The 19,407-nt window shown below is 56.8% G+C and carries 15 protein-coding genes and 2 tRNA genes; 10 read left to right on the forward strand and 7 right to left on the reverse strand.

Annotated features, from left to right (window positions below):
* Window positions 1-70: 70 nt before the first annotated feature.
* The 5 genes from rpsA to pyrF all read left to right on the forward strand — a co-directional run bounded on the left by rpsA (window position 71) and on the right by pyrF (window position 4,829).
* Window positions 71-1,762 (forward strand): 30S ribosomal protein S1, encoded by a 1,692-nt coding sequence (gene rpsA, locus FXO11_RS07915; RefSeq protein ID WP_148862476.1) that lies wholly within the window; start codon window positions 71-73, stop codon window positions 1,760-1,762.
* 386 nt (window positions 1,763-2,148) lie between these two features.
* Entirely contained in the window at window positions 2,149-2,445 is a 297-nt protein-coding gene (locus FXO11_RS07920) for an integration host factor subunit beta (RefSeq protein ID WP_148862477.1), read from the forward strand.
* A gap of 143 nt (window positions 2,446-2,588) precedes the next feature.
* Window positions 2,589-2,891, forward strand: coding sequence for a lipopolysaccharide assembly protein LapA domain-containing protein (locus FXO11_RS07925; RefSeq protein ID WP_148862478.1), 303 nt, complete (start codon window positions 2,589-2,591; stop codon window positions 2,889-2,891).
* Window positions 2,891-4,060: a lipopolysaccharide assembly protein LapB gene (gene lapB, locus FXO11_RS07930; RefSeq protein WP_148862479.1), complete on the forward strand. Its 1,170-nt coding sequence runs from the start codon at window positions 2,891-2,893 to the stop codon at window positions 4,058-4,060. Before FXO11_RS07925 ends, lapB begins: the two co-directional genes overlap by 1 nt.
* Before the next feature lie 43 nt (window positions 4,061-4,103).
* Complete coding sequence (gene pyrF / locus FXO11_RS07935; protein ID WP_148862480.1) at window positions 4,104-4,829, forward strand: orotidine-5'-phosphate decarboxylase; 726 nt, start codon at window positions 4,104-4,106, stop codon at window positions 4,827-4,829.
* Window positions 4,830-5,060: 231 nt separating this feature from the next.
* Here pyrF and FXO11_RS07940 read toward each other — a convergent pair.
* Together FXO11_RS07940 and FXO11_RS07945 are read right to left on the reverse strand one after the other, a co-directional pair.
* A tRNA-Asn gene (locus FXO11_RS07940) sits at window positions 5,061-5,136 on the reverse strand.
* 103 nt (window positions 5,137-5,239) lie between these two features.
* Complete coding sequence (locus FXO11_RS07945; protein WP_148862481.1) at window positions 5,240-6,424, reverse strand: pyridoxal phosphate-dependent aminotransferase; 1,185 nt, start codon at window positions 6,422-6,424, stop codon at window positions 5,240-5,242.
* Between the two features lie 304 nt (window positions 6,425-6,728).
* On the opposite strand from FXO11_RS07945, the gene uvrB reads away from it, so the two are divergent.
* Window positions 6,729-8,753 carry an excinuclease ABC subunit UvrB gene (gene uvrB, locus FXO11_RS07950; protein WP_148862482.1) on the forward strand — a complete coding sequence of 675 codons (2,025 nt, stop codon included), beginning with the start codon at window positions 6,729-6,731 and terminating at the stop codon, window positions 8,751-8,753.
* A gap of 31 nt (window positions 8,754-8,784) precedes the next feature.
* On the opposite strand, the gene FXO11_RS07955 is transcribed toward uvrB, so the two are convergent.
* Window positions 8,785-9,906, reverse strand: a complete 1,122-nt coding sequence (locus FXO11_RS07955; protein ID WP_148862483.1) for a GNAT family N-acetyltransferase/peptidase C39 family protein — start codon at window positions 9,904-9,906, stop codon at window positions 8,785-8,787.
* Between the two features lie 235 nt (window positions 9,907-10,141).
* On the opposite strand from FXO11_RS07955, the gene FXO11_RS07960 reads away from it, so the two are divergent.
* Complete coding sequence (locus tag FXO11_RS07960) at window positions 10,142-11,644, forward strand: RimK family protein (protein WP_148862484.1); 1,503 nt, start codon at window positions 10,142-10,144, stop codon at window positions 11,642-11,644.
* Between the two features lie 599 nt (window positions 11,645-12,243).
* On the forward strand, window positions 12,244-13,263 hold the full coding sequence (locus FXO11_RS07965) for a quinone-dependent dihydroorotate dehydrogenase (RefSeq protein ID WP_148862485.1): 1,020 nt from the start codon (window positions 12,244-12,246) through the stop codon (window positions 13,261-13,263).
* Window positions 13,264-13,566: 303 nt separating this feature from the next.
* Here the strand turns inward: FXO11_RS07965 and rmf are convergent, their stop codons facing one another.
* Entirely contained in the window at window positions 13,567-13,776 is a 210-nt protein-coding gene (rmf, locus tag FXO11_RS07970) for a ribosome modulation factor (RefSeq protein WP_148862486.1), read from the reverse strand.
* A 456-nt stretch (window positions 13,777-14,232) separates the two neighbouring features.
* Between rmf and rlmKL the strand changes: the two genes are divergently transcribed.
* A complete protein-coding gene (gene rlmKL / locus FXO11_RS07975) occupies window positions 14,233-16,416 on the forward strand; it encodes a bifunctional 23S rRNA (guanine(2069)-N(7))-methyltransferase RlmK/23S rRNA (guanine(2445)-N(2))-methyltransferase RlmL (RefSeq protein ID WP_148862487.1) in 2,184 nt (727 codons plus the stop codon).
* A gap of 46 nt (window positions 16,417-16,462) precedes the next feature.
* Here the strand turns inward: rlmKL and FXO11_RS07980 are convergent, their stop codons facing one another.
* Both FXO11_RS07980 and FXO11_RS07985 read right to left on the reverse strand, forming a co-directional pair.
* Window positions 16,463-17,077 (reverse strand): outer membrane beta-barrel protein, encoded by a 615-nt coding sequence (locus tag FXO11_RS07980; RefSeq protein ID WP_148862488.1) that lies wholly within the window; start codon window positions 17,075-17,077, stop codon window positions 16,463-16,465.
* A gap of 155 nt (window positions 17,078-17,232) precedes the next feature.
* Window positions 17,233-17,736 carry a hypothetical protein gene (locus tag FXO11_RS07985; protein ID WP_148862489.1) on the reverse strand — a complete coding sequence of 168 codons (504 nt, stop codon included), beginning with the start codon at window positions 17,734-17,736 and terminating at the stop codon, window positions 17,233-17,235.
* A gap of 211 nt (window positions 17,737-17,947) precedes the next feature.
* Between FXO11_RS07985 and FXO11_RS07990 the strand changes: the two genes are divergently transcribed.
* On the forward strand, window positions 17,948-19,243 hold the full coding sequence (locus tag FXO11_RS07990; protein ID WP_148862490.1) for a M18 family aminopeptidase: 1,296 nt from the start codon (window positions 17,948-17,950) through the stop codon (window positions 19,241-19,243).
* Between the two features lie 86 nt (window positions 19,244-19,329).
* On the opposite strand, the gene FXO11_RS07995 is transcribed toward FXO11_RS07990, so the two are convergent.
* Window positions 19,330-19,405: transfer RNA gene (locus FXO11_RS07995), tRNA-Asn, on the reverse strand.
* Between the last annotated feature and the right edge of the window lie 2 nt (window positions 19,406-19,407).

A 19,407-nucleotide genomic window follows, 5' to 3' on the forward strand; every position in this document is an offset into this window, starting at 1 on the left:
TCAGCAAACTTGAACAGACCGTGTTGCTGGTATCACGGAGCACACTTGCGTTGATCACATAGGACACATAATGAGCGAGAGCTTTGCGGATCTTTTTGAAGAAAGCCTGAAAGAAATTGACATGCAACCGGGTTCCATTGTCCAGGGAACCGTGGTTGACATCGACAACGACTGGGTCACCGTTAACGCGGGCCTGAAGTCGGAAGGCGCTATTCCTGCCAGCCAGTTCCTGAACGATAAGGGTGAACTGGAAATCCAGATTGGTGACGTTGTCGATGTGGCTCTCGACGCGGTTGAAGACGGTTTCGGTGCAACCCGTCTGTCCCGTGAGAAAGCCAAGCGCGCTGAAGCCTGGAAAGTGCTTGAGAAGAGCTTCGAGGCCGAAGAAGTCGTTAAAGGTGTGATCAATGGCAAGGTCAAGGGCGGCTTCACAGTCGACCTGAGCGGCATCCGTGCATTCCTGCCGGGCTCCTTGGTTGATGTTCGTCCGGTTCGCGATACCGCACACCTGGAGAACAAAGAGCTCGAATTCAAGGTGATCAAGCTGGATCAGAAGCGCAACAACGTGGTTGTGTCACGTCGTGCGGTTCTGGAAGCTGAAAACAGCGCCGAGCGCGAAGCGCTGCTTGAGACCTTGACTGAAGGCCTGGAAATCAAGGGTATCGTCAAGAACCTGACGGATTACGGTGCGTTCGTTGATTTGGGCGGCGTTGATGGCCTGCTGCACATCACCGACATGGCTTGGAAGCGTATCAAGCATCCGAGCGAAATCGTCAATGTAGGCGACGAGATCAACGTCAAGGTGTTGAAGTTCGACCGTGAGCGCAATCGCGTATCCTTGGGTCTGAAGCAGCTGGGCGAAGATCCTTGGGTCGATATCAAGGGTCGCTATCCGGAAGGTTCCAGGGTTAACGCCCGTGTGACCAACCTGACCGATTACGGCTGTTTCGCTGAGCTGGAAGAAGGTGTTGAAGGTCTGGTACACGTGTCCGAAATGGACTGGACCAACAAGAACATCCATCCGTCCAAGGTCGTTCAGGTCGGTGACGAAGTTGAAGTCATGATTCTGGATATCGACGAAGAGCGCCGTCGTATCTCCCTGGGTATCAAGCAGTGCATGTCCAACCCGTGGGAAGACTTCTCCGGCAACTTCAACAAGGGCGACCGCATCGCCGGTAAGATCAAGTCCATCACGGACTTTGGTATCTTCATCGGTCTGGATGGCGGCATCGACGGTCTTGTTCACCTGTCCGACATCAGCTGGAATGAGGCGGGCGAAGAAGCTGTTCGTCAGTATAAGAAGGGCGACGAAGTTGAAACGGTCATCCTTTCTGTCGATCCGGAGCGTGAGCGTATTTCTCTGGGCATCAAGCAGCTCGAAAGCGATCCGTTCGCTGAATTCGTGCAGCTGAATGACAAGGGTTCCATCGTCAAGGGGACTGTAACGTCTATCGACGCCAAGGCGGCAACCGTTGCCCTGAACGACGAAGTCGAAGCCGTTCTCAAAGCCTCTGAAATCAGTCGTGATCGTATTGAAGATGCGCGTAACGTGTTGAACGAAGGCGACGAAGTGGAAGCCAAGATCATCAGCATTGATCGCAAGAACCGTGTTATCAACCTGTCTGTGAAGTCCAAGGACGTGGAAGATGACAAGACGGCTCTGCAGAGTGTTCGTGAGAAGTCTGCCGAATCGTCAGGCGCCACCACCATCGGTGACCTGATCAAAGAGCAGATGCAACAGCAAAATGCCAACAAGGAATAATTGGCAATTTTGTTGAAATGTAAAAAAACGGGCTGTAACAGCCCGTTTTTTTTGTCTTTTTTTTGGGTTTGTCTAAACTAGGGGAGTTCGTCACCCTATTTGGCTCTTTTCTTGAGTCTCCGCTGGGTTGATTTGAGGCGTGCTGGGCGTGGGTATTGAGTCCTCTCGTCCACACAAGACCCTCGGGCTAGTCTCAGGAAGGCCGCACAGGCTGTGGCTGTCGTGCGGGCTGGCAGAGTCCGGGGGAGGATTTCGGCGTGGGTGTCTTCTTATAGCGCGGTATGCAGATCACCGTAAGTTTTAAACAGAGTGATGCATTGCACTAGGATAAAAGGGAGTTGGTCCCGGCGCTGATTTAGCGATAAGAATCAGAAGGAAGAATCGCAATGACAAAGTCTGAGCTGGTCGAACTGATCGCCTCCAAACAGACGCAACTGTCCGTGAAAGACGTTGAACTCGCAGTCAAGACCATCATTGAGCATATGTCTCAGTCGTTGGCTGAAGGGCATCGCATAGAAATTCGCGGTTTTGGCAGTTTCTCCCTCCATCATCGGGCCGCCCGAACGGGGAGGAACCCGAAGACCGGTGATGCGGTGCAGTTGCCGGCTAAATTTGTTCCTCATTTCAAGCCCGGCAAGGAATTGCGGGAGCAGGTTAACGACAGCATGAAGAGCGGCTACTGAGGCTTAACCGTAGCTTTGACAACCCTCTCTGCGGTGGCGGGCTTCTCCTGTATTTCGCCTTTGCCAGTCAGGCAACCGGAAATTCCTGTGCTAACATGACAGCCCCTCCGCAATGGATGCTAACCACTTGGGAGCCGTTGAGTATGGCTTGGCTGCAAAAGCTGATTATTGGCCTCGTTGTGATCTTTCTGATCCTGGCCGCCCTTGTTTTTTCCTTGAATAATCAAGTTTCTGTTTCCCTCAATTTTCTTTTCTTCGAGACAGCCGCATACGGAGTCGCCTTTTGGTTGATCCTGTCATTTGTTGCGGGTGGAATTATTGGTATGTTATTGACGTCATTAGCGATGATTCGCATCTCCGTGAGTAGGCGTCAGTTGCAGCGAAAACTGGATCACAACGAAAAGCAGCTTGAAAAAGCCAGGTTGGAAGCCGGCCGGAAACCCTAATGGAAACAGTGCTTCATTGGCTGCTACTCGTCATAGCGGTTGCAGCAGGTTGGTTTATGGGGCGTTGGGGTCGGGACGGCTCGGTTGGACGCCAGCGCATCGACGACGAAGAGGCGGTTCGAGACCGTCTCCAATTCCTGTTTACCAATTATTCCGACGAAGCCATCGAGAATTTTGTCCAGGCATTGGCGGTTAACCGAGAGACGGTTGGCCTCCACCTTTCCGTGGGTGCGCATTTTCGCCTGAAAGGCGAGACCGAGCGCGCCATTCTAATACATCAGAATTTGCTCGCTCGCCCCGAGTTGCCGGCGCGTTACTCCCAGCAAGTGACCTATGAATTGGCGATGGATTACATGAATGCCGGGTTGCTGGATCGTGCCGAGTCGCTGTTTCATCAATTATTGGGTACTCGAGACTATAGCCGCCAGGCGTCTGACCAGCTTATTGAGCTTTATCAGCAAGAGCGGGAGTGGGATAAGGCAAGGCAAGTCGCCAGCACGCTCACCGTGGGTTATCCGGAGGCCGAGCTCAAAAAGCAGCTATCCTATCTGACCTGTGAACTGGCGGAAGATACCTTGCGTCACGATGACCGGTGGGGCGCGCAGAAGCTGGTCAAGGAGGCCTTGGAACAGGATGGCACCTGCGTTCGGGCCAGCTTCTTGCAGGCCGATATTCACCGGCGCCAAGGCAATGTGGCCGACGTCGAGCAGGCGTTGCTGAAAGTATTCGATCAGAATCCGGCATTTGGCCCGGAAGCCATCGACCGGCTGATGAAGGTGGCCCGTGAGAAAGGCGACGTAGCCAAGCTGGTCAAGCGTCTACGCAAGCTCTACGGAAGCTGGCCCAGCACCAGTCTTCTGCTTGCGCTGGTCGAAGCGGTCGAGCGCGCCTCGGGGCGCCCGGCGGCCATTGACCTATTGCGCGAGGAGCTTGAGATCCGCCCCAGTCTGAGAGGGCTTTTGCGGTTGGTGGAGGTGGCCGGCTACGAGAAGGGGATGACGACGGATGAAGGGCGGCTTGTTAGTCGCATGGGGCAGCTTCTGTTGGCCAACCGTCCGGTCTATCGTTGTATTAGCTGTGGCTTCGAGGGGCGTCAGCTGCACTGGTTGTGCCCAAGCTGCAAGAAGTGGGAAAAGGTCCAGCCGATTCAGGGCGTGGAGGCTGAGTAGCTGTTTCAGTCGTTCCAGCCATGACCAAGAGATAGAGTTCACTATGTTCGATCATAAAGGAGAGCTGGGACCGCGTATTATCGTGGCCCTGGATTTTGCAGATCAGGCTCAGGCCCTGTCACTGGCCGACTCCCTGGACCCGTCGCTGTGCCGAGTCAAGGTAGGCAAGGAAATGTTCACCCGCTTCGGGCCGGAATTGGTACGTCAGCTCCATACCCGGGGCTTCGAGGTCTTCCTGGACCTGAAGTTTCACGATATCCCCAATACGACATCGGCTGCCGTGGCAGCGGCGGCCGATCTCGGGGTTTGGATGGTCAACGTCCATGCTTCCGGCGGAGAGACGATGATGGCCGCCTGCCGTGAACGGCTGGAAGGTTATGGCGATGATCGGCCGCTATTGATTGCTGTGACGGTACTGACCAGCATGTCCGCCGACGACCTACAGGGGACCGGTATTAACGAATCGCCGGAAGCCCATGTCTCGCGGCTGGCGGCGATGACCTATAACGCTGGTTTGGATGGCGTAGTCTGTTCAGCGCAGGAGGCCACGACACTGCGTTCGGAACAGGGCGAGCGTTTTCGGCTGGTTACTCCGGGTATTCGCCCGACGTTCGCTGCAGCAGGGGACCAGCAACGCATTATGACGCCCGCTGATGCGCTACGCGCGGGTAGTGACTACCTTGTGATCGGTAGACCTATTACCCAGGCTGAGAAGCCTCTGGAGGCGCTTGAAGCGATCCAGGCGGAGATTCAATTGACGGAAGAGTGAGGTGTGAGCCCATCGCTGCACTTTGTCGCCGATTAGCGTAAATGGGGTCGCCGATTAGCGTGAATGGGAAGGCATCGTAAAAGGCTCGCTTAAGTAGCACAGGTCATGGGCACCTTCGGAGCAGCCTGCAAGGCTGCCCTTTGTTCCGGTTAAACCCCTTGAAAGAGGTTCCCCCCGCTAAAGTGCGATGACCATAAAAAAAGCCGCTGATTCAGCGGCTTTTTTGAATAGTGGCTCCCCGAGCTGGGCTCGAACCAGCGACAAACGGATTAACAGTCCGTTGCTCTACCAACTGAGCTATCGGGGAACGTCATCAGTGATGAGGCGCGTATATTACGGCTGCGCCCCGTTACCGTCAACCCCTTAATCGATAAACCTTTTACGGTTTTATCCTAAGCTTCAGGGACCGATTAACCGAGCGCTTTTTGTAGCCGTTCGATAGCTTCCTGCAGGTTCTCCATGCTGGTGGCGAAGCTTAGACGCATGTGCCCTGGCGCGCCGAAAGCGGAGCCTGGCACCAGTGCCACTCCGGCCTCTTTAAGCAGCATTTCCGCAAATTCGACATCGGAGTCGATATTCTCGCGCGCTTCGATGGCCTGCTGGAAACTCGGGAAAACATAGAAAGTACCGTCGCCTTCGAGGCACTCAACCCCTTGAATCTTGTTCAGCGCATCCACTAGATAGTCGTGGCGTTCCTTAAAGGCTTTGACCATCTCGCCCACGCATTCTTGCGAGCCGTCGAGCGCCGCCTGAGCCGCCGCCTGGGAAATGGAGGAAGGGTTGGAGGTGCTCTGGGACTGGATCTTCTTCATGGCCCCGATCACTTTGGCCGGGCCGGCGGCGTAACCGATGCGCCAGCCCGTCATGGAGTACGCCTTGGACACGCCGTTGAGTACGAAGGTGCGGTCGTACAGCTCCGGCGTGGCATTCAGGATGTTACTGAACGATTCGCCAGCCCACAGGATGGGCTCGTACATATCGTCGGTGGCCACCATGACCTGCGGATGCTTCTTCAGTACTTCGCCGATCGCCTTGAGTTCGTCCAGGCTGTAGGCCATACCGCTGGGGTTGGACGGGCTGTTGATCACGAACAGACGTGTGCGCTCGGTAATGGCTTCTTCGAGCTGCTCCGGGGTGATCTTGAAGCGGGTTTCTGCAGACGTCTCGATGATGACCGGTTTGCCTTCTGCAACCAGCACCATATCCGGATAAGAGACCCAATAGGGCGCGGGAATGACGGCCTCGTCGCCGGGATTCAATGTTGCCAGGGCCAGGTTGAAGAAACTCTGTTTGCCCCCACTTGATACAAGAATCTGGTTCGGTTCGTAAGTAAGGCCATTGTCACGCTTAAACTTCTCGATAATCGCTTTCTTAAGCCCGGGCGTACCGTCTACAGCGGTATATTTGGTTTGTCCGGCCTTGATGGCGTCGATCGCTGCAGATTTGATGTGATCCGGTGTATCGAAGTCCGGTTCGCCAGCGCCGAGGCCAATGATGTCTTCACCGGCAGCGCGCAGCTCGGCTGCCTTGTTGGTCACGGCCAGGGTCGGTGAGGGCTTGATCGCTTGTACACGGCTCGAGAGTTGAACGTCCAAACTAGCGCTCCTTAAGATGCGTCATGAGAGGCGGCCCGGTTGCTGGGTTGGAATACCTTGTAGGATGAACCGGGAAGCCAGATAAATGCAAAACGATCAAATGTTACCATGAAGCCCGTATAAGGAGGGAACCTCTGACTAACGCCTGAACCCTTGCGAAAGCCAAGGGCGTAGTCTGACGTTCCTGAGTTGAAGCGGGTCTTAATGTATCGCTTATCGCGACGCGACGTTTGTTGCGATTAACGCAATTTGCCTATCGCGCTGGTTCGAAGCCGCGATAACGAAAAGGGGGCACCGACGCCACATGTTCAAGGTTGAATCAGCTTACCAACCGGCCGGCGACCAGCCCAAAGCGATCGACGGCCTGGTCGACGGGATTGAATCCGGCCTGGCGCACCAGACCCTACTGGGCGTCACGGGTTCGGGCAAGACCTTCACCATTGCCAACGTCGTGGAGCGGATCAAGCGCCCGACCATCGTGATGGCCCACAATAAGACCCTGGCCGCTCAGCTCTATGGGGAGTTTAAGGAGTTTTTCCCCAAAAGCGCCGTTGAATACTTCGTGTCCTACTACGATTATTACCAGCCGGAGGCCTACGTTCCCTCGTCGGATACCTTTATCGAGAAGGATGCTTCGATCAACGAGCACATCGAGCAGATGCGGCTTTCGGCGACCAAGGCGTTGTTGGAGCGGGAGGATGCCTTGATCGTGGCTACGGTTTCCTCAATCTACGGCTTGGGCGATCCCCAGTCCTATCTGAAGATGATGCTGCACCTGGATCGCGGCGATCAGATCGACCAGCGCTATGTCCTGCGCCGGCTGGCTGAGTTGCAATACACCCGTAACGACGTCGAGTTTCACCGCGCCAATTACCGTGTTCGTGGCGATGTCATCGATGTATTCCCGGCGGAATCCGAGAAAGAGGCGATCCGCATCGAGCTGTTCGACGACGAGGTGGAAAACCTCAGCTACTTCGACCCGCTCACCGGTGAGGTGCTGCGCCGTGTGCCACGGGTAACCATTTATCCCAAGAGTCACTACGTCACGCCCCGGCAGACTGTGCTCGATGCGGTCGAGGACATCAAGGTAGAGCTGGACGGCCGGCTCAAGCAGCTGCGCGATAACAACAAGCTGGTCGAGGCTCAGCGTCTGGAAGAACGTACCCGGTACGATATCGAGATGATGCTGGAACTGGGTTACTGCAACGGTATCGAGAATTACTCGCGCTATCTCTCGGGGCGCCGGCCCGGGGAAGCGCCACCCACGCTGTTCGACTACTTACCGCCCAATGCACTGCTGGTGGTGGATGAGTCCCATGTGACGATCCCCCAGATCGGCGCCATGTATAAGGGTGACCGTTCGCGTAAGGAAACCCTGGTGGAATATGGCTTCCGTTTACCGTCTGCACTGGATAACCGGCCCATGCGTTTTGACGAATGGGAGCGTATCGCGCCGCAGATGATCTTCGTTTCCGCCACGCCGGCGAACTACGAAGCCGAGCATGCGGGTCAGGTGGTCGAGCAGGTCGTGCGGCCCACCGGTTTGTTGGATCCCGAAATCGAAGTGCGGCCGGCTTCCACCCAGGTCGACGATTTGTTATCCGAGATCCACAAGCGCGTGAAGGTAAACGAGCGCGTATTGGTCACGACCCTGACCAAACGCATGGCCGAAGACCTCACCGACTTCCTGCAGGAGCATGACATCCGCGTGCGCTATCTGCACTCGGATATCGATACGGTGGAACGGGTGGAAATCATCCGCGACCTGCGCCGGGGCGAGTTCGATGTCTTGGTTGGTATCAACCTGCTACGGGAAGGCCTGGATATGCCGGAGGTTTCGCTGGTGGCGATTCTCGATTCGGACAAGGAAGGTTTCCTGCGTTCCGAGCGGTCGCTGATCCAGACCATTGGCCGGGCGGCCCGGAATGTTCACGGCAAGGCTATTCTGTATGGCGATAAAATAACCGGCTCTATGCAGCGGGCCATCGACGAGACCGGGCGCCGTCGCGAGAAACAGATCGAACACAACGAGGCACATGGCATCACGCCGCGCGGGCTTGAGAAACGGGTGACCGACATTATGGAAGGCGCTCGCCACGGCGCCCCGGGCCGCCGCCGTGGCGGCGAACGCCCCGGTCAGCAAGCGGCCGAGGAGGCGGAAGAGTACCGCGTCAAGGCCCGTGGCAAGACGCCGGAGCAATTGCTTAAGGACATCACCAAGCTGGAGGATGAGATGTACAAGGCGGCCTCCGATCTGGATTTCGAAAAAGCCGCACGGCTGCGTGACGAAGTTGCCTCTCTCAAGGAGGCGACCATCCGGACGGCCTGATAGTACCCGGCCACGGCTCGCTAGCGGCCGTTCAGGCGGCCGTGTCCTTGCGGCCGCCGACGATCACAACGGCTTGCAGGTGCTGCTGGCGACCGTATCGGGCCATCTTCTCGAAAACACCGCGGTCGACCGGCAGGTATTGCTTGTCGGCCACGGTCTCGCCTTCTTCCACATCGATTTCAGGGTCGTGCAGGTAGACGAACTGTTCATCCATGGCGCATACCGTCACCCAGTGGGGCACGCGGCTGCGGTTGAGCTGCCAGGTACTGACGAGGATGACCGGCACATCGCCCCGGTCCAGCGCTTCTTCGATGACCGACAGAGTGATGGGTTCGTGGTGCAACTCGATGTCGGTTTGAGCCAGGTCGTCCACGAAACCTTCATGGACCAGATCCAGAACCCGTTTCTTTTTATCGCTGCGCACGGTGTCTTTGAAGAGAGCACCTTCATGGCTGACGTAGGCTGTGATGTCGAACCCCCGTTGCCATCCGGCCAGAGCTAAGCCGTGGGGGCCGCACCCACCGTGCCCAGCCAGCATGAATATGGTGGTGGCTTCGCGCCAAATGCGTAGTTCTTCCAGCGTTGTCAGGCGCCGTTCCGGGCATTGGGCTGCCATGGCCATCATCAGCGCGGCCGGGCCGCAGGTGAAATCAGTGGTTTGCGGGTAGTAGGGAACCGGACGCACCGCTCCTTTGGGCTCGAAGAAAAGGATACGACGTTCGAAGCGCAAGGCGGTGCCGTGGTCCTCGTAATAGTCCCGGTAGGTACCGAACTGACGGTAACCCAGACGACGATAGAGGCGGATGGCGGAGACATTGTCCTCCCGAACTTCCAGGCGCATGATGATGCGCCCGGCCTCGACCGCAACGGTTTCGCTTTGCCGCACCAGTCGCTCGCCGACGCCCTGTCCACGCGCGTCATCGGAGACCGCGATGGAATAGATTCGCGCCAGGCGGGTCGCCTTGTGCATCAGCACCAAGCTGTAGCCCAGCAGCTTGCCATCTTGCTCCGCGACCAGCACGCGGTCCCGGGGAACCTCCAGGAAGCGGCGAAAACTCCGTCGTGAGATACGGTCTTCGGTAAAACAACGGTTTTCGAGCGCCACCAGTGCGTTCAGGTCGGACAGCTCAGCTAGGCGAATAATACTGCTCATTTTGTTTCCTGTTGTACCTGCATAGTACCTGCGCCCGCTACCCGAACGGGCGCAGGCGCAGCTGACATCAAATAACCGGCACTACCCTCTGCAGGCTACCGGAATGAACTATTATGGGTCGTGACTGCTGCTTGCGAAAGGTGAGTGAAATCCGCTATACGCGCCTGATTGTGCGGTTGCCGGCAGCGGCGTATCTTCGCGTTTTCAGGACCGTTTCAGGAAGGAAATCGGTGACATGACCCGTCTTCTTATCGTTGTAGATCGTGACAAGGATTGGGCGCCGTACTACCCCAGTTCCGACGTCATGACGTTTGACCAGTACGTCCAGCTCTCGCTGAATGCTTCCCAGCGCGTGCGTGTGATTAATCTCTGTCAGAGTGCCCGCTACCTGAGTCGCGGCTACTACTGCTCATTGTTGGCTGAGGCGCGCGGGCACAATGTCGTGCCGTCGGTAATAACCCTCAACGATTTGCGCCGTAAGGACTTGTTCTCGTTGGAGCTGGAAGAGCTGGATCCTCGGGTGGTGCAGTGGCTGGACAAAGCGGCCGTGCCGGTGCCCGAGAAAGACGGTGGTAAAGAGTCCGTGCGCCAGGTGAAAATCCGCACGTTCTTCGGCAAGTCGGTCGACGAGGCCCTAAAACCGGTGGCCCGCGTATTATTCGAGCGTTTCCCGTCGCCGATCCTGGAAGTGGTTTTCCGTTTTCGCAAAACCTGGCAGATCGAATCCATGAAACCGGCCTCGCCGGCGGACCTGTCGGAAGCCGAACAGGATGTCTTCGCTTCAGCTCTCGATCGTTTCAGCAGCGCGCTCTGGCGTAAGCCGCGCTCGCGCCGCCAGTACCGTTTCGATCTGGCGATGTTGATCGACCCCGAGGAGAAACTGCCGCCGAGCGACCCTCAGGCGCTTGAGTATTTCATCAAGGCCGGCAAGAAGCTGGGAATTCATGTGGAGCCGATTACCCGCAAGGATTATATGCGGCTACCGGAATACGACGGTCTGTTTATTCGCGAAACCACAGCGATCGACCATCATACCTACCGCTTCGCCCGTAAAGCCGCCGCCGAGGGCATGGTGGTGATCGACGACCCGGTGTCCATTCTGCGTTGCACCAACAAGGTGTTCCTGGCGGATCTGCTGAAAAACAACAAGATTCCCACGCCGAAGACCCTGATTCTGTCGAAAGACCAGAAAGACAGCGTGCAACAGGCTATCGACACCCTGGGCTACCCGATGGTGGTCAAAATCCCGGATGGCGCCTTCTCCCGCGGCGTCATGCGCGCCGAGAACGAAGCGGAGTTAAAGGCGGCGCTTAAGACGTTGTTCCGTCAGTCCGCGCTGGTCCTGGCTCAGGAGTACTTCTACACCGAGTACGACTGGCGTATCGGTGTGCTCGGTGGGCGGGCAATTTTCGCCTGCAAGTACTACATGGTGAAGGGACACTGGCAGATATACAGCCACGGCGAAAATCAGCAATTCGACAGTGGTGAGTTCGATACGCTGCCCACTTACGAGGTGCCGCGCAATGTCATCCAGGCAGCCCTGAATGCAACGCGCCTAATCGGCGACGGCCTCTACGGTGTGGATATCAAGCAGGCGGGCAACCGGGTGGCGGTGATCGAAGTAAACGATAACCCCAACGTCGATGCCGATGTAGAAGACCGGTTCCTGGGGGGTGAGCTCTATACCCTGATCATGCAGGAATTCTTGACCCGCATGGAAGCTCGCCGCCGCGGTTGATGCCCGGTCCTCTCGGGCGCGCCGTTCGTTTACGCAATTGCCGGGTATCGATATCGATGCCCGGAGCTTGCGGGAGTGGATGAGATTTCCACCGGCCAGGGGGTTAGCGGTGCAATCGTAAAGTGTGCAGATTTGGCCTGATTTTGGAACTAACCTGATTGTCTTATGCACAAAGTGCAGAATGAACAATCAATTTTACAAACTGTTTCTTTTGGCTGTGCACCGGCTTGATGCGTTTGTAACACGCTGAAAATTAAGATAAAAAATGTTGATCAAAAAATGATCAATCTGTAGGGCGGCCCGTTTCCCAAGGGGTCTGAAAATCTGAACGCCCATTTTCAACAGGGTTATCCACAGTTTTCGTGGAAAAGGTCACAACAGCTTCACCATACAGTCATTTAGCCGTCATCTCTCTTTGGTGAGCGAGGCTGTGGAAAACCTTTCAAGCATCATTCGATCATAGAGGATGCGTCATGGGCTGCGGGTTTTTTGGTAGCCTTTCAAGTTGATGGCGCTTGGCAAAGTCGTTATCCCGGTGGCTGCCGCTCGTGCCCTTCCGTTATACTCGCGCTCCTTTGCAGGTGCTGGAGTGAACGACAATGTATGGGCTGATCCGCAATTTACTTTTTCGACTGCCTCCCGAGCAGGCGCATTCAGTGGCGTTGCGGTCCATGGATGTAGCGGAACGGTTTGGTTTGCTAAAAAAACTGTTTTCGTCCGTGCCCGACGCGCCCGTCAGTGTCATGGGGCTGCGGTTTCCCAATCCGGTGGGTTTGGCTGCGGGGTTGGATAAGAATGCCGAGCATATCGACGCGCTGGCTGCGCTGGGTTTCGGTTTCATTGAAGTGGGTACGGTCACGCCGGTGGCCCAGCCTGGCAATCCTCAGCCGCGCCTGTTTCGCCTGCCTGAGCATGGCGCGCTCATCAACCGCATGGGGTTCAATAACGCCGGACTCGACGTGCTGTTGGCCAACGTCCGTCGTGCCCGTTTCGACGGTGTTCTGGGAATCAATGTCGGCAAGAACAAACTGACTCCGGCAGAGGATACAGCCTCGGACTACCGCAAAGGCATTGCCGCAGTGTACGCGTTGGCCAGCTATATAACCGCCAACGTGTCATCACCCAACACCCCGGGTTTGCGGGACTTGCAGTTCGGCGATTCCCTGAAACAGCTCTTGGAAGCTATCAAGGAAGAGCAGTGTGTTCAGTGCGATCGCCAGGGCCGTTATGTTCCCGTTGCGGTGAAGATTGCGCCCGATATGGACGATAGCGCCATTCGGTTTGTTGCGGATGCATTACTGGAAACGGGTATCGACGGCGTCATTGCGACGAATACCACCATTGAGCGGGACGCTGTGGCTGGGCATCGCTACGCGGCAGAGCAGGGCGGGCTGAGTGGCCGCCCGGTGCGCGAGTCCTCGTTACGTGTGATAGAAGGCCTGTACAGCACCTTGGGCGATCGTGTGCCCATCATCGGCGTGGGCGGTATTGGCGATGCCGAGAGTGCGGCGGAGAAGGTGCGGGCCGGGGCCAAGCTGGTTCAGGTTTACACCGGCTTTATCTATCGGGGGCCTGAGCTTATTCGTGAAGCCACACAAGGTATCCAGGCGTTACGTTGACACGGTGAGACGTTGACACGGTGAGAAAGGGCAGCGCTAAGGGCCGGGTTTGCAGCGATCCCAAGATCACTCTCGAAAAAAAACGCCCAAAAAAATGGGCCCGCTTAGCGGGCCCGTGCGGGGAATAAACCCCGTGGCGTTGCATTTGCTGCTGGTAAGGGTCGAGTGGACCCTTTTGGGTTTTTGCTTCTGGTTCTATCCAGTTCAGTTTTTCTCTGCTAACGCTTGATAAATTGAGTGTTTCAAGCTCTCAATTTTCAGGTTTGCGATGTCAGATCATTAAAAGACAGTGGGTTATCGGCTTCAGGCCGTGATGTTTGGCAGTTTGTGGATACCTGAAACGCCCGTTAGGCCTTCCCAGTTATCCGTTCTCCCTTCCCGCCATCCGTTGAGCCATTCTTGCCGGCTTTCGGCCCTGTCGAGAGGGCAGCTATCTTTGGATTTACCGGAAATGCCGGCTAGATAACCCCGTTTGAATGCGCGAGCACTCATATCTCGTTTCTGTCTTTTCATGCTGTTCCTCACCTCATGGGTTTGAAGTTCATGAGTGTGCACACATGCCGAGCGGCCTTGTTAACCTCACCACCAACGGATGTCGTCCGCTGGAAAAGAGTTTGGCTGCAGGCCAGGATCCTGTCGCTGGCGCTATAAACGCCAACGCTTGAAAAGACGCGTCAAAAACAAGGTAAGACGAAAGTGATCAGGATGTACACTATTAATTTCATCTAGATGACTGCCGCTTTATATTTATGTGACATAAAAATGTCAGCGCTTAGCGCTCAAAGCGCTCATTTCATGCAGTTAGCGGGTAACGATTAAGTAGTGGATGAGCTTCCGCCTGAGGTCATCGACGCGCAATTAACTTGGGTTATTGCGAGAATGTCAGAAAAGGTTTGGTAAAGCGCAATACTAAGACAACCTAAGCCCATACAACGGGGCTGATCCCAAGCGTTCAAGCAGGAGTGATTTGTGTCGCGACACGATTTTTTTGTCAGTTGTCCCAAAGGCATCGAGTATTTACTGGCGGATGAACTTGCCGCGCTGGGACTGGACGTCGTCCGTCATGCCCCTGCCGGTGTCTGGGCTGCAGGCACCCTTGAGCACGGGTATCGGATTTGCCTTTGGTCACGGCTGGCCAATCGGGTGATCCTGCATCTGGGCACGGTCGATGGGCATTCCGGCGATTCGCTCCACGAAGCAGTCCATGCCATGACTTGGGAAGATCACCTGCAGGTGTCCGGTAAGTTCCGGGTCAATTTCATTGGCCAGAACGAAAATATTCGCAATACGCAGTTTGGCGTCCAGCGGGTTAAAGACGCCATTGTCGATAGGCTGCGTGAACCGTCGGGGCTTCGGCCAGCGGTGGATACGAAAGACCCGGATATCACGGTTTCTGTACGCCTGAACCGAGGTGAGGCTCAGGTTGGGATCGATCTCAGTGGTGAGAGTCTGCACAAGCGGGGCTATCGCATAGAAAAAGGCGTTGCGCCATTGCGGGAAAACTTGGCCGCCGCTCTGCTGATACGGTCCAGATGGCCGGATATCGCGGCGGCAGGTGGCGATCTGACCGATCCCATGTGCGGCTCGGGGACACTGCTGATCGAAGGGGCGATGATGGCCTGCGACATGGCGCCGGGTCTCAAGCGCGACGACTATGGCTTTCAGCGCTGGAGCGGCCACGATGCCCAGCTCTGGGACAAGCTTATGGAAGAAGCCCAGGCGCGGGCGGCGCTTGGCTGTCGAACCTCGCAAGCGCGATTCCGCGGCTATGACGAGAATGCACGAGTGATCGCGACAGCCTGGCGCAACATCGAGCGCATGGGCCTCAATGACCGTATCCATGTGGAAAAGCGGTCGCTGGCTGAATTCCATAACGCATCCCAGGCTGATAAAGGGTTGATCCTCACCAACCCGCCTTATGGTGAGCGTCTGAGCGAGCGTAAGGCGCTTGGCCCGTTGTACGAGGCGTTAGGGCAGGCCGTCCGCAATGAAGCCCAAGGCTGGGAGATGGGCGTATTTACCAGCGCGGCGGAATTGTGTCATGGGCTCGGCCTGCGCAGTCACCGTCAGTACAAGCTGTATAACGGGCAACTGCCGGCTCAGCTGCTGCTATTCACTATCAATTCGGAAAACGAGGCCAGGGTACGCCGTGCCGGTGAGCCCGAACAGGTCCGCGCGCGTATCGCCAATCCGGAACGGGCGGAGATGTTGCGTAACCGGCTGCGCAAGAACCTGAAACAGGTCGGGCAGTGGGCACGCAAGAACAATGTCGAATGCTACCGCCTGTACGATGCCGACATGCCTGAGTTCGCCCTTGCTATCGACTGCTATGGGGATCGCGTGCACGTGCAGGAATACGCGCCGCCCAAGTCGGTTGACGCGAGAGCGGCCCGTGAACGGCTGGCCGAGGCCCTGGCCGTCATTCCGGAGGCGCTGGGGATTGAGTCTGAAGCGCTGATCTGCAAGCAGCGCCAACGTCAAAGTGGTACGGCGCAATACGAGAAGCAGTCTGCCTCCGGTGATTTTTTTACCGTTCACGAGGGAGGCTGCGCACTGCGGGTCAACCTGAAGGACTATCTGGATACCGGGCTCTTTCTCGACCACCGCCCAGTGCGGCAGTGGATTCAGGGCAATGCGGCGGGCAAGCGCTTTCTTAATCTGTTCTGTTACACCGGGGCGGCCACCGTCCATGCCGGCGTTGGTGGAGCCCGTGAAACGTTAAGTCTCGATATGTCTAAAACCTATCTCAACTGGGCGCGGGAGAACCTGCGCCTGAATAAGTTAGAGGAGGGGAAACACCGGTTGTTGCAGGCTGACTGTCTGCAGTGGCTGGACGAGAAGCCGGGCAAAGGTGAAAGCGCGTTCGATTTGATCTTTATGGACCCGCCGACATTCTCCAACTCGGCCCGGATGGAAGGCGTGCTGGACATCCAGCGCGATCATCCGCACCTGGTGCGTCAGGCTATGAATCGGCTGGCACCGGACGGTGTCCTGGTGTTTTCTAATAACTTCCGGCGCTTTCGGCTCGATGACACCCTGGCGTCAGACTTCGACGTCGAGGATGTCACGCGGCAGACCATCGATAAAGATTTCGCTCGCAATACACGAATCCATCAGTGCTGGCATATTCGTCACCGCCGCACAGAGGCTTAACGTTAGCTGGCGGCAGGCGACGACGTGTGACGAGGGATACCGGCCCTTAGAACTCGTAACGAAGGCCGCCGTTGAACTGGTAACCGCTGGCGGATGTATCGGTGTCCTCGAACAGACGACCGCCCTCCAGCACCACATAGGTGTTGTCCAGCACTTCCAGGTCGATGCCGGCGAGCCAGCTGAAGGCAAAGGAGCTGCCTGGAAAATCGTCATCGAAATCGTCGTAGGGGTTATTCTCGGACGCTTCACGATTTTTTAGGTCGGCACTCCCTTGGATGTGCGAGAAGCCCACCTGAGCGTAGACATTGGAGAAATCGGTCAGGCCATAATGAACACCCATGTACCAGCTGGCGAACCAGTCGATATCCAGGGTGAGGTCGTCGGCCACCTCCGAGTCCGTAAGGCCGGCACCCGCTCGCAGCTCGACATGGAATAGATCGGAAATGTGCGATCCGAGGACGATGCTGCCGGTGCTCAGCCAACCTTCGCCGTCGTCGCCGGTGGCCTCGCCAACCTTACGGTATTCGAGCGCGGTACCGAGTACGCCAATGTAATCCAGTCCCGCCCGACTTTGCGGCGCTTCTTTCTGGGCGTGGCTGAGTGAGCTGTTCAGCAGACATGCCGAACATAGGGCGATGAACGATAAACGTCGGGCCATCATAGTGGGCTTTCCTGCCTTGGAAGTCTGACCGCGCGGTTGGCGGTTCTTATGATTATGTCTGGTGCAGGGGCGGGGATGACGTGCAGATGTGATAAACCGGCCCTGGTACGGCTATGGATTCTGCCGCTTACAGAGCGCGGATGCGTCGACCCAGATCACAATTCCCCAGGCTGGTTTTCCTCCGGAATCAACCCTTCTTCACGTGCCAGCATCAGTAAAGCGAAGACACCGCTTTCCGGCAGTTGTGGGTCCAGTCCATGGGTGAAGAGCAACTCCCGCCGCCAGTCTTCCAACTCGGGCCGGGACAGGTGCTTGACCAAGTGGTCGACCGTGGCCAGCTCGAAAGGCACGGGCATATCCATGGCCTCGAATAGCAGTTCAACCAAGCCTTCGTCCGGGTCCAGTCCGTCGACAAAGATGGTCTTGTCGGAAAGATCCTCGTTCAGTTCCCGGGCCAGTTCCAGTAGCGGCACGCCTTGTTCCTGCAGATAGCGCAGATCGACGTCGACGCTGTCCGGATCGTCGGGCAACCAGCTTTCGTCCGGCTCGATCACCACGGTTTTCATCGAACCGTCCTCCAGAGACCAGGCCATGGCGGTCGGGAAGCAGAGTTCGTCGGAGTCGACGAATTCGATGTCGAGAAACTGGGGCAGACGCATGAACACATCCCATATGCAGAAATAAAGGTGCTCAAGGATAGCAGAACTATAAGGCGGCGTGACGTGTCTCGATGGGCTTGAATCGCAGACGGTGGTAGTGAAAGAGATAGTGAAAGTGATAGTGAAAGGCGCAATTTCGAGTGCAGGCGTGATCGTGCGATACTGGCCTTAAAATCGATATTCACTTTTTTCAACGGGTACATGGATCACCATGGACAACGCGGTTTTCAACCAACAGCTTTTCGATTTCCTTCAGCAGTCCCCCACGCCGTACCATGCGGTCGAACAGTTGGCAAAGCGTCTCGAGGCTGCCGGTTTCGAGCGTCTCGATGAACAGGCGGAGTGGACCCTGGCGTCAGGTCAGCGCTACTACGTCACTCGTAACGATTCCACGATTATCGCCTTTCAGACCGGACTCGGCGACCCGGTAAAACAGGGCGTGCGGATGATTGGCGCTCATACAGACAGTCCTTGCCTGCGAGTCAAGCCCAATCCCGAGCTGTTCCGCAAGGGTTACTACCAGCTGGGCGTCGAGGTTTATGGCGGTGCGCTGCTCAATCCCTGGTTCGATAGGGATCTTTCCCTGGCTGGCCGGGTCAGCTACGTGGACAGCAACGGGCGACTGCGGGACGATCTGATCAATTTCCGCAAGCCGGTCGCGACGATTCCCAGTCTGGCGATCCATCTGGACCGCGAGGCCAACAACAGCCGTACCGTCAATCCGCAGACGGATATACCGCCGTTGCTGATGCAGGCGCCGGAGAAAGAGGCCATTCCGTTCAAGGAGTTGCTTGTTCGCCAGTTGCGCGAAGAGCACCCGAACGCCGATGTGGCCAAAGTGCTGGACTACGAATTGAGCTTCTACGACACCCAGCCACCGTCAGTGCTGGGCCTGAACGGCGAGTTCATCGCTTCGGCCCGTCTGGATAACCTGCTGAGTTGCTTCATTGGCCTGCAGGCGCTGCTGGATGCGGATGCCGCCCAGCCGGCGGTGCTGGTCTGCAACGATCACGAGGAGGTGGGCAGTATGTCGGCCGAGGGCGCCCAAGGGCCTTTCCTGTCGTCCGTGCTGGATCGCTGGGTCGGTGCAGCGCAGCGCCCGCGGGTAATCGCCCGCTCGATGATGGTGTCTGCCGACAACGCGCATGGGGTTCACCCCAACTATGCAGACCGTCACGATGGCAATCATGGCCCGCTGCTGAACGCAGGCCCGGTGATCAAGGTCAATAACAACCAGCGCTATGCCACTAACAGCCGTACGGCTGCGCTTTACCGGCACCTGAGTGAAACGCTGGACCTGCCGTGCCAGACTTTTGTGGTGCGCACCGATATGGGTTGCGGTAGCACCATCGGACCGCTGACCGCTGGCAACCTGGGTGTCCGTACGTTGGATATCGGTGTGCCGCAGTTCGCTATGCACTCGATTCGGGAAATGGCGGGTGCTCAGGACGGCTATACGCTCTACCAAGTGCTGCGGCGCTATATTGAGTTGGACGACCTGGGGTAGCCGTCTGGGAGAACGGTGTCTCGACCTCGGGCGAGGTCGATGCAAACGAAAAAGGCCGCTCGTTTGAGCGGCCTTTTGAAGTTCGGTGGCTCCCCGAGCTGGGCTCGAACCAGCGACAAACGGATTAACAGTCCGTTGCTCTACCAACTGAGCTATCGGGGAAC

The organism is Marinobacter fonticola (assembly GCF_008122265.1).
Lineage (GTDB): Bacteria > Pseudomonadota > Gammaproteobacteria > Pseudomonadales > Oleiphilaceae > Marinobacter_A > Marinobacter_A fonticola.

Excerpts from the sequence above, each read along its gene's own strand:
- rpsA (WP_148862476.1), top strand. The coding sequence starts at position 71 with ATGAGCGAGAGCTTTGCGGATCTTTTTGAAGAAAGCCTGAAAGAAATT.
- FXO11_RS07920 (WP_148862477.1), top strand. The coding sequence starts at position 2,149 with ATGACAAAGTCTGAGCTGGTCGAACTGATCGCCTCCAAACAGACGCAA.
- FXO11_RS07925 (WP_148862478.1), top strand. The coding sequence starts at position 2,589 with ATGGCTTGGCTGCAAAAGCTGATTATTGGCCTCGTTGTGATCTTTCTG.
- lapB (WP_148862479.1), top strand. The coding sequence starts at position 2,891 with ATGGAAACAGTGCTTCATTGGCTGCTACTCGTCATAGCGGTTGCAGCA.
- pyrF (WP_148862480.1), top strand. The coding sequence starts at position 4,104 with ATGTTCGATCATAAAGGAGAGCTGGGACCGCGTATTATCGTGGCCCTG.
- uvrB (WP_148862482.1), top strand. The coding sequence starts at position 6,729 with ATGTTCAAGGTTGAATCAGCTTACCAACCGGCCGGCGACCAGCCCAAA.
- FXO11_RS07955 (WP_148862483.1), bottom strand. The coding sequence starts at position 9,906 with ATGAGCAGTATTATTCGCCTAGCTGAGCTGTCCGACCTGAACGCACTG.
- FXO11_RS07960 (WP_148862484.1), top strand. The coding sequence starts at position 10,142 with ATGACCCGTCTTCTTATCGTTGTAGATCGTGACAAGGATTGGGCGCCG.
- FXO11_RS07965 (WP_148862485.1), top strand. The coding sequence starts at position 12,244 with ATGTATGGGCTGATCCGCAATTTACTTTTTCGACTGCCTCCCGAGCAG.
- rmf (WP_148862486.1), bottom strand. The coding sequence starts at position 13,776 with ATGAAAAGACAGAAACGAGATATGAGTGCTCGCGCATTCAAACGGGGT.
- FXO11_RS07980 (WP_148862488.1), bottom strand. The coding sequence starts at position 17,077 with ATGATGGCCCGACGTTTATCGTTCATCGCCCTATGTTCGGCATGTCTG.
- FXO11_RS07985 (WP_148862489.1), bottom strand. The coding sequence starts at position 17,736 with ATGCGTCTGCCCCAGTTTCTCGACATCGAATTCGTCGACTCCGACGAA.
- FXO11_RS07990 (WP_148862490.1), top strand. The coding sequence starts at position 17,948 with ATGGACAACGCGGTTTTCAACCAACAGCTTTTCGATTTCCTTCAGCAG.